The organism is Clostridium algoriphilum (genome assembly GCF_020443705.1).
Taxonomy (GTDB): domain Bacteria; phylum Bacillota; class Clostridia; order Clostridiales; family Clostridiaceae; genus Clostridium_AD; species Clostridium_AD algoriphilum.
This window is the reverse complement of sequence record NZ_JAIZZK010000078.1, coordinates 1-4,753: the sequence shown is the minus strand read 5'-3', so window position 1 is coordinate 4,753 and position 4,753 is coordinate 1. Positions and strand designations below refer to the sequence as shown.

The 4,753-nt window shown below is 31.7% G+C and carries 6 protein-coding genes and 1 pseudogene; 5 read left to right on the top strand and 2 right to left on the bottom strand.

Translation table 11 applies throughout. The annotated features are described in order from the left end of the window. Positions 1 to 426: 426 nt before the first annotated feature. A complete protein-coding gene (locus tag LGK95_RS21770; protein ID WP_226126998.1) occupies positions 427 to 588 on the top strand; it encodes a hypothetical protein in 162 nt (53 codons plus the stop codon). A 71-nt stretch (positions 589 to 659) separates the two neighbouring features. Further along, positions 660 to 2,141, top strand: a complete 1,482-nt coding sequence (locus LGK95_RS21765; RefSeq protein ID WP_226126997.1) for an aldehyde dehydrogenase family protein — start codon at positions 660 to 662, stop codon at positions 2,139 to 2,141. 157 nt (positions 2,142 to 2,298) lie between these two features. Here LGK95_RS21765 and LGK95_RS22950 read toward each other — a convergent pair whose 3' ends face one another. After that, positions 2,299 to 2,388: an IS3 family transposase gene (locus LGK95_RS22950; RefSeq protein WP_404814485.1), complete on the bottom strand. Its 90-nt coding sequence runs from the start codon at positions 2,386 to 2,388 to the stop codon at positions 2,299 to 2,301. Here LGK95_RS22950 and LGK95_RS21760 point away from each other — a divergent pair. The 3 genes from LGK95_RS21760 to LGK95_RS21750 all read left to right on the top strand — a co-directional run bounded on the left by LGK95_RS21760 (position 2,359) and on the right by LGK95_RS21750 (position 4,236). Further along, positions 2,359 to 2,538, top strand: a complete 180-nt coding sequence (locus tag LGK95_RS21760) for a hypothetical protein (RefSeq protein WP_264174632.1) — start codon at positions 2,359 to 2,361, stop codon at positions 2,536 to 2,538. The two genes, LGK95_RS22950 and LGK95_RS21760, sit on opposite strands and share 30 nt — an antisense overlap. Before the next feature lie 316 nt (positions 2,539 to 2,854). Beyond that, entirely contained in the window at positions 2,855 to 3,916 is a 1,062-nt protein-coding gene (locus LGK95_RS21755; protein WP_226126996.1) for a YncE family protein, read from the top strand. 182 nt (positions 3,917 to 4,098) lie between these two features. After that, a complete protein-coding gene (locus LGK95_RS21750) occupies positions 4,099 to 4,236 on the top strand; it encodes an SHOCT domain-containing protein (RefSeq protein ID WP_226126995.1) in 138 nt (45 codons plus the stop codon). A gap of 309 nt (positions 4,237 to 4,545) precedes the next feature. On the opposite strand, the pseudogene LGK95_RS21745 reads toward LGK95_RS21750, so the two are convergent. Beyond that, a pseudogene (locus tag LGK95_RS21745) lies at positions 4,546 to 4,753 on the bottom strand (Rrf2 family transcriptional regulator); the annotation flags it as partial.

Sequence of the window (4,753 nt, the reverse complement as noted above, 5' to 3'; positions counted from 1 at the left end):
CTACTATTAACGCTATGTAATGAACCTTTTATTTCTGTTTGACCTTCTGTTAATTTAACCAATATATCCATTATATCCTCATTGCTCGCCACTTTTAATCACCTCATATTCTTATTATACATCATCATTTCTCAACTTGGAATAAATAGATTTAAATATTTTTTATATTTATATTTATATTTATTTTTTTAGTTGGTTTTTCCAAAAGGTAAATTATAATAAATACAAAAGTATTACAAAAGAATTGCATCTTGTGGAATTTTAAAATCTTCGCATGAATCAAACTTATACTCCAACCGGAGATTTGGTCATGTAATGACAGCCCAAATAGATAGTGATATTAATCACGGTATATTACTGTAATTAGCATTATGATTAAAAATAAGAGGTTAGATTATCGAAAAGATAAGAATAAATTTTAAAAAAATGTATTATGGTTTACCCATTATATTAATAAGCTTTTACGATGAAGAAGAACATTTAGTGTATTCAGCATTAGATCCAGTTTTATATGTAGGTGATAATGAACTAAAGGTATATAGATATACTGAAAAGAATAAGTCAGACAATTTAGGTTCGTTCATTTAATATATTTTATTGGAAGCGCAGCAGGACAAGGTATGAAGAATGTAGGATAAAAATTTTAAGGGGGAAATTATATGAATATTAAATTCCAAGAACGATATCAATTATTCATTGGTGGGAAGTGGAGAGATGCTTCAGATGGAGCAACCATTAAGACTTATAACCCAGCTACAGGAGAATTACTAGCAGCGATTGCAGATGCTTCTAATGAAGATGTGGATGATGCAGTGAAAGCTGGACAGGATGCTTTTAAAACATGGAGTAAGACAACCCCTGCTGAAAGAGCGTCTGTGTTAAATAAAATAGCTGATATTATTGATGAAAATGCAGAATATTTAGCCACAATTGAAACCATTGATAATGGAAAACCAATTAGAGAAACAATAGGAGGAGATATTCCATTAGCAGCTGATCATTTCAGATATTTTGCAGGTGTTATTCGAGCAGATGAAGGCAGTGCAACAATGTTAGATGAAAATACCTTAAATCTAATTTTAAGAGAGCCTATTGGAGTTGTTGGACAAATTGTACCTTGGAATTTTCCATTCCTAATGGCAGCATGGAAATTAGCTCCATTAATAGCAGCAGGAGATGTATCGGTTTTTAAGTCATCCAGTTCAACTTCATTAAGTATGTTAGAGTTCATTAAGTTAATAGAAAATATTGTTCCAAAGGGAGTTATTAATTTAATTACGGGTAGAGGATCTAAGAGTGGTGAATATCTGCAACATCATAAAGGTCTTGATAAACTGGCATTTACTGGTTCTACAGAAGTTGGAAGAGGAATTGGTCTTTCAGCAGCACAGAATATTATTCCATCTACCTTGGAACTTGGTGGGAAATCTGCTAATATCTTTTTCAAAGATGCAGATATGGATATTGCATTAGAAGGTATTCAGCTAGGTATTTTATTTAATCAAGGTCAAGTGTGCTCAGCAGGTTCTAGAATCTTTGTACAGGAAGAGTTTTATGATGAATTCATGGAAAACGCAATAAATGCTTTTGAAAAGGTTAAAGTGGGCAATCCATTAGATAGCCATACACAAATGGGTGCACAAATCAGTGAAAAACATCTTAATAAGATTCTTAGTTATGTTGAAATCGGCAAAAAAGAAGGTGCAAAAATTGCCACAGGAGGAGAAAGATACGTAGAAGGTGATGCATCGAAAGGGTACTTTATGAAACCTACACTACTTGTAGATGTCACAAATGATATGAGAGTAGCTAGAGAAGAAATCTTTGGACCAGTAGGAGTTGTAATTAAATTCAAAACTGAAGAAGAAGTTATCGATATGGCTAATGATAGTGATTACGGTTTGGCCGGGGGTGTATTTACAAAAGATTTGAATAAAGCCATTCGAGTTGCAAGAGGAATCAGAACTGGACGTGTGTGGGTAAACACTTACGATAGTTTCCCTGCTGGTGCACCATTTGGAGGATATAAAGAATCTGGAATAGGTAGGGAGACTCACAAAGTAATATTAGAGCATTATACTCAGATGAAAAATATAATAATTAATTTATCCGGAAAACCTGGTGGAATGTACGTAAAATAAAAGGCAAGCATACATTTTTAGAGAAAAAAGATAATATTCTTTCTTGAGTATTGAGTAAAGATATTGGCTAAGATAATTTATTTATTAAATATTTTATAAAGATCACTATTTGATTTTGAACTGTAACCCATAAAATAGACAGTTTAAAAAAACTGACCTATGTCACCACTGAAATATGAGTCCTGTATTGAGCAGGGCTCATTTTACTTAATCCCCACTGGTACCAGCCATTATTATAGTAACTCATATAACACTTTCACTCGGAGTAAAAGGAATTTATCTTGGACCAACTTTACCAGCTTTCTTAAGTCCTAACGTATTACAATTCTTAGTTGATGCTTTTGAAATTAAACCAATAAGCACACCAAAAGATGATTTAAAACAAATATTAGGATAAAAATAATATATTAAATTAGAAATAATAAAGCATAGAATTGTGAAAACAGTTTCAGCTTTATTGTTTAATCTTAGGCAACATATGTTACCGACAATATAATTATTAATCAGTATAATAGGCTTATAACATAATCAATTCAAAGAAGCTAATAAGGATAAAAATTTGAAACAATAAATTAAGAGGAGATGTTTTTATGTATAAGTATGTTTGTATAGTATGTGGAGTTACAAAATCAGATTTTGAAAAAATGTAATAAAGATTCTTATAAACACCTAAATTAATATGCATTTAGCATTATATTTGGAAGGAAGGGAAAATGATTAAATCAAAACTCATAAAATCAGTTGGCATCATGGTTGTATTAATATTAACTTTATCCGGATGCAGTAGTGCACCAAAGAAGCAGTCGCAAAGTTCTACTCAAATACCAGGAAAGAACATAAATTCTTATTACTTTACAGCCAATGAAGGAGGGTCTATTACAAAGATAGATTCAGCTACAAACAAGGTGTTGGAAACTATAAATGATAAAGGAAAGCCTCATAACGTACAGGTCTCGCCAGACGGAAAGATAGTGGCTTACACTTCGGTAGTTATGGACAAAAAAGGAATGTCAATGTCTCAAGGTGGAGCTATGGGTACAAATGGTTCAGCATTTTTTTATAATATAGATACAGGAAAGTTAATTAAGAAGGTTGAAGTAGGTAAGCATCCAGCACATATAGTATTTACTCAGGATAGTAAATATGTATTAGTTACAAATAATCAAGACAATAACGTATCAGTTATTGATGCAAAAACTTATAAGTTAGTTAATAACATTTCTATAGGAAAAGGACCACATGGCTTTCGTATTTCAAAAGATAGTAGGTTTGCTTATGTAGCCAATATGGGTGAAGACACAGTAAGTGTTGTAGATATAAAAAACAATAAAGAATTAAGGAAAATAAAAGTAGGTAAGACTCCATCAACCACAGCTGTTACCAGTGATGGAAAGACTTTAATTGCAACTATAAATGCGGAGAACTCTTTAGCTGTTGTAGATCTTTCTACAGACAAAGTTGAAAAGATTGCAGTAGGAGTAGGGCCGGCTCAAACTTATATAGAACCTGATGATAAGTATGCTTTTGTGGCTAATCAAGGAACTGAAGAGAGTCCATCTAATACAGTTTCAAAAATTGATCTTACTACTAAGAAAGTTGTAGCAACTATAAAAACTGGAAAGGGAGCTCATGGAGTTGTAACCAGCATAGATAATAAGATAGTATATGTGACTAACATGTATGATAATACAGTAAGTGTAATTGATAACAAGACTAATAAAGTTACTGCAACAGTTAAGGTTGGCAAAACACCAAATGGTATAAGTTACAGGTAGCAGTGTATGATGTTATGGTAATAGGGGTAGCGCCAACATTTCCAACAAACCCCACTTTAAGACATAAAATGGATATAAAACGTGACTTTTGCCTACGTTAAGCAAATAATATTTAAGAATGCCGTTGATGGTTACTGTTGGAGGGCTTACAACGGAAGAAGTATTGGAATGAGGTGATGTTATTGGAATTAGAGCGGAAACAACAAAGAGTAACAGATGAGATTATGAAATATAAAGGATTATTAGATGATGGAATTATAACAGAAGAAGAGTTTTCTATTAAGGAAAAAGAATTATTGTTTTCAGCTAAGGAAAAATAATAAAATAAGTATGCAATAAGGAGCTTAACGGCTTCTTTTTTTATTTTTCAAATTCATTATTTGCCATAAAACAACCTCTCACAATTTCATGTATAAAGTGATAATTAGTGCATAAAACAAGTGAATATTCTCACTTAGATAGTAATTTATGGTGGTTTATTACATACATATGATTAACAATGAGGCTATAAAATAGATACACACAAACAACAAATGTCGAGAAATTATCCTTTTACGACATTTGTTGTATCTAACTTTTATATTATGTTAAATGGTTTTTGTTTCAGTTTTTTTAAGACTATTTTTAATTTACCTTGATTTAGGATTATTAAACCATTCAACTGTTTCTCTTTTGTGTTCTGATGGTATTTTATTGCTCACTTGTTGGTGTAACCACCCTAAAGTTTTATTGTTTAAATACAGTCTCATCTGTTCTTCAGCCTCTAACATGACAACTTTTATCAAGCAAGGGCATTTTGTATATGCATCAGGCAAATTTTTTTTATCTAGCAAAATC